Below are 4,514 nucleotides of genomic sequence, written 5' to 3'. Positions count from 1 at the left end.
AAATAAGAAGAAAAAAATTAATAAATTGTAATTGACCTACTGTTTGTGAATATGATAACATTAATCAGAACTTAATGACTGTATTTGTTTTTTAGTCAAATAGTCAATTTAACTGAAAAGCTATTGGGGGATTTAACGATGAATATGCTGAAGGGAGAATGGAAATCCATTATTTCAAAGCCGATGAATATCTTAATTATTGTGGGCTTATTATTCGTTCCGTTCTTATATAATGTGATTTTTTTATCAGCTTATTGGGATCCATATGGAAAAACAGATCAAATTCCTGTAGCCGTTGTCAATGAAGACAAAGGCGCTACTCTAGATGGGAAAGAACTTCACGTCGGTGATGATTTTGTTGAAAATTTAAAGGATAATGATACGTTTGACTGGCGTTTTACGAATAAAGAAGAAGCGCTAGAAGGCTTAAAGAATGAAAAGTATTATCTCGTCCTAGAACTGCCAAGTAATTTCTCTGAAAACGCAACAACTTTAATGGACGAAGATCCAAAGAAAATGAAGTTTGTCTACCATACGAACGCTGGTAAAAACTATTCCGGTGCACAGATTGGTTCAAACGCAGTAACAAAAATCAATGAACAAATAAAAGAGGAAGTAACGAAGCAGTACGCGGAAACTGTATTTGATAGCTTCAAAGAAGTGGCGGATGGTCTTCAAGAAGCAAGCGACGGTGCTGGAAAAATTGAAGATGGTTCCAAAACGCTTCGCGATAATTTGAAAAAATTAGCAGAAAGTACAGTTGCGTTTGAAGATGGCGTGGAAAAATTAGCAGATGGAATTAGTGATGCGAATAAAGGTGCAACAGATCTGCATAGCGCAACCGTCAAGCTTTTAGAGGGCGCAACACAAATTAATGAGAAGCAAGGAGAGTTAGCAAAAGGAATTGGAACAGCCGCCGATGGAGCAAAGAAACTACAAGAAGGCTCTGATCAATTATATACGGCGTCTAAGCAATTAGAAACAGGTGCAGGAACTTTGCAAGAAAAGTTAGGTGAACTGCAAACTGGGACGAAAGAGTTAGAAGGGAAGCTTCCTGAGTTCGTATCAGGACTGAATGAAGCTAATACCAAAGTCAATGAAGTAGCCAATGAAATTGCGGTTAAGCAAAAAGAAGCCGCAGCTCTTAAAGAGAAAATTGATTCTGTTCGTCAATCATTTGATACGAAAAAGCAGCAGCTTATTACTTCAATTAATGAAAATGAATCGATTCCAGATGACCAAAAACAAAAATTAATTGCTGATATTAACGAGTTGTCTAACCAGCAGTTTATGGAGCAGCAGCAAGAGCAGATTAAAGAATTGAAAGCAAAAGTTGATCAGGTTCAAGTATTGGCAAACGGTTTACAAGAGCTTTCAAAAGGTGGTCAGGACATTCAAAGTGCTATCGGTAAAATTTCTGACGGACAGTCACAGATTTACGATGGGGCAGCTAAACTAGCAGCTAGCGAGAAAACGTTCAATGAAAAGTTTGGAACTTTTAACGAAAAGTTCACAACGTTTAATAGTGGTATGGAAACCATTAATAGTGGAGCTAACAAGCTTGTTGACGCAACGGGTGACCTAAAAGAAGGAATCCAAAAAACGGAAACAGGAAGCGGCAAGTTAGCAGATGGTTTAGATGAACTGAATAAAGGTGGACAGAAGCTTGTAAATGGTTCGAAAGATTTACAAGATGGTTCGAATAAACTTTATGATGGGTCATCCGATTTAGCAGACGGTACAAGTGAGCTTCATTCTTCTCTACAAGAAGGAGCAAATGATGCCAAAGAAGTGAATCCAAACGATAAAACGTACAGCATGTTTGCTAGTCCAACTGACTTGCAAGCTGACAAACAGAACAATGTAGATAAGTACGGAGTGGGCTTAACACCATACATTCTATGTATTGGATTATTCGCAGGAGCGCTTATGTTCTCTTCTGTTTACTCATTAAAAGATCCAGCGATTACACCAACGTCTGGCTTTGCTTGGTTCTTAAGTAAGTTTAGCGTAATTGGGTTTATGGCAATTTTCCAATCGATTCTTGTAGCAACAGCACTGCTGTGGGGACTTGATTTACATGTGACAAGCGTGTGGAGATTTTATGTGTTCACCATTATTACAGGCTTAACGTTCTTTACGCTGGTGTTATTCTTAACAACAGCTTTAGGTAAAGTAGGGCAGTTCTTAACGTTTATTGTGCTTCTCCTTCAAATCGGAGGAAGCTCCGGAACGTTCCCAAAAGCGCTAGTGCCAGAATTTTTCCAAGTAATTAATCCGTTCTTACCGATGACGTATGCGATTCGCGGATTCCGTGAAATTATTTCGGTTGGTAATGACTATGGGTTTGCTTGGAGTCAAGCGGGCGTGCTAGGAATATTTGCGCTGGTGTTTATTATCTTAACAATTATTATCTTCAGCTTGAATGCACGAAAATTTCGCAAAGTAAATGAAGATGAAGAAGCAACAGCTTAATGAAAGAAGCTTAGCCTAATGGCTAAGCTTCTTTTCATGTTCTTTATACAAATTCACGGCGTTTGGATCTTTCTCAATGCGTGCATTTCCCCATGAGCACATCAAATCTAACACTTCTCGAAGGGTCTCTCCTTCATCCGTTAGCGAATACTCGACTTTAGGTGGAATCTCATCATATAAAGTACGTTTAATAATGCCGTCATGTTCTAACTCTCTAAGCTGCTGGGAGAGCATTTTTTTTGTGATATTTGGAATGATGCGCTGTAGCTCGCTGAATCGAAGTGTTTGTTCTTTTAAGTGACAAAGAATTACAACCTTCCATTTGCCACCGATTACTTCAAGCGTGGCTTCGACAGGAATATTGTATTTTGTGGTTTTCAACTTTATCTCTCCTTATGTAACGTAATAGAAGCATACTAGTTGGACAATCTATTGAATGAATTCGTCAATAGGGTTACGAGTTGGTAACCTGGTTACACGAAAGTGCCGTCTAGTCATGAATAGGTGGTTCCATTATACTGAAACCAATCTTAAATATGAAGGAGGAAACAAAAATGAATCAACCATATCCACGTTCATTTTCACATATCGGGCTTTCTGTTCCTAATTTGGACGAAGCCGTTAAATTTTATAAGGAAGTACTAGGATGGTACGTCATTATGGAGCCATCTGAAATTGTAGAAGATGACAGTGCAATTGGACAAATGTGTACGGATGTTTTTGGATCAGGCTGGGGGAAGTTTCGTATTGCACACTTAGCAACAGGAGATAAAATCGGTGTAGAAATCTTTGAGTTTCTTCAAAATGAAACGCCTGAAAATAACTTTGAATTTTGGAAAACTGGTATTTTCCACTTCTGCGTTCAAGACCCTGATATTGAAGGACTTGCAGAAAAAATTGTTGCTCATGGTGGAAAGCAGCGTATGCCAATTCGTGAGTATTATCCAAACGAGAAGCCTTACAAAATGGTGTACTGTGAAGATCCATTCGGCAATTTAATCGAAATCTATACGCATAGTTATGAGCTAACGTATTCAGACGGAGCTTACTAAGATAAAAGCTTTATTGTTAGAGGGAAAAGGGAAATGGGAACAAATGCAGGTTGGAAACAGTAAAAAATCTGTGCCTGGTGAAGGAGAAGTGCTTGTGCAAGTGCATGCTACGGCGCTAAACCCTGTTGATTATAAGACTGCAACGGGTGGAAATCCAAGCTGGTCATATCCTCATATTTTAGGACTAGACGTAGCTGGTGTTGTTGAAGAAGTAGGTGCGAACGTAACCGATATTCAAGTGAGTGACCGCGTTGTGTATCACGGAGATCTAACGAAAAAAGGCGGTTTTGCTGAGTATACTGTCACAACAGCTCATACGGTATCTGTTATCCCAGAAGGCGTATCATTTGAAGCGGCAGCAGCCGCTACCTTGTGCTGTCTACACTGCATACCAAGCGCTATTCTCTAAGCTTCATATTGAGGAAGGTCAGTTCATTTTAATTCATGCCGGAGCAGGTGGAGTAGGGGGGGTTGCCATTCAACTTGCTAAGCAGGCAGGTTTAACTGTCATCACAACAGTTTCTAAAAAAATCATGAGTATGTGAAATCATTAGGTGCAGATTACGCCATTGATTATAAAGAAGAAGATTTTGTGAAAGAAACTCTTGCTATTACAAATGGATTAGCTGTTCATGCTGTGCTTGACACGGTTGGAAGAGAAAATGCAAACAAGTCACTAGAAGCACTTGCGTTTAACGGGCAAATCGCTTTTATTGCAGGTCCACCTGATGTGAATAGCGCCATTTCATTTGCACATCCACTTTCTTTTCATCAAGTTGCATTAGGCAGTGCTCATCAATCAGCTAATCGTCACGAGCAAGCAGCTCTAAAGAAAACGGGCGATAACATGTTAGAGCTTGTGAAAGAAGGAAAGCTAGATCCGCTTGTTGAGAAAACTATTTCTTTAGATGAGGTTCTACAAGCACTAGCACAGTTAGCTAGTCGCACTATGACAGGGAAAATCATTGCAGTGCTATAAGCATAAAG

At 39.3% G+C, this 4,514-nt stretch carries 6 protein-coding genes; 5 read left to right on the top strand and 1 reads right to left on the bottom strand.

Features of this window, described 5'->3' with window-relative positions:
* Positions 1-138: 138 nt before the first annotated feature.
* Positions 139-2,475, top strand: coding sequence for a YhgE/Pip domain-containing protein (locus BFL01S_RS19025; protein ID WP_025910371.1), 2,337 nt, complete (start codon positions 139-141; stop codon positions 2,473-2,475).
* A 15-nt stretch (positions 2,476-2,490) separates the two neighbouring features.
* Here the strand turns inward: BFL01S_RS19025 and BFL01S_RS19020 are convergent, their stop codons facing one another.
* A complete protein-coding gene (locus tag BFL01S_RS19020) occupies positions 2,491-2,856 on the bottom strand; it encodes a winged helix-turn-helix transcriptional regulator (protein ID WP_025910372.1) in 366 nt (121 codons plus the stop codon).
* A gap of 173 nt (positions 2,857-3,029) precedes the next feature.
* On the opposite strand from BFL01S_RS19020, the gene BFL01S_RS19015 reads away from it, so the two are divergent.
* From BFL01S_RS19015 to BFL01S_RS21165, 4 genes are read left to right on the top strand one after another with little or no spacing between them, the layout of a single operon-like run.
* Positions 3,030-3,527 (top strand): lactoylglutathione lyase family protein, encoded by a 498-nt coding sequence (locus tag BFL01S_RS19015; RefSeq protein WP_025910373.1) that lies wholly within the window; start codon positions 3,030-3,032, stop codon positions 3,525-3,527.
* 13 nt (positions 3,528-3,540) lie between these two features.
* A complete protein-coding gene (locus tag BFL01S_RS21175; protein WP_235859266.1) occupies positions 3,541-3,936 on the top strand; it encodes an alcohol dehydrogenase catalytic domain-containing protein in 396 nt (131 codons plus the stop codon).
* Positions 3,875-4,072, top strand: a complete 198-nt coding sequence (locus BFL01S_RS21170; protein ID WP_235859265.1) for a hypothetical protein — start codon at positions 3,875-3,877, stop codon at positions 4,070-4,072. The genes BFL01S_RS21175 and BFL01S_RS21170 overlap by 62 nt, the downstream gene beginning before the upstream one ends.
* Positions 4,069-4,506, top strand: a complete 438-nt coding sequence (locus BFL01S_RS21165) for a zinc-binding dehydrogenase (RefSeq protein WP_235859264.1) — start codon at positions 4,069-4,071, stop codon at positions 4,504-4,506. The genes BFL01S_RS21170 and BFL01S_RS21165 overlap by 4 nt, the downstream gene beginning before the upstream one ends.
* Positions 4,507-4,514 lie beyond the last annotated feature (8 nt).

Source organism: Priestia flexa NBRC 15715 (assembly GCF_001591565.1).
Taxonomy (GTDB): Bacteria; Bacillota; Bacilli; order Bacillales; family Bacillaceae_H; genus Priestia; species Priestia flexa.
This window is presented reverse-complemented; position numbering and strand designations above follow the sequence as displayed.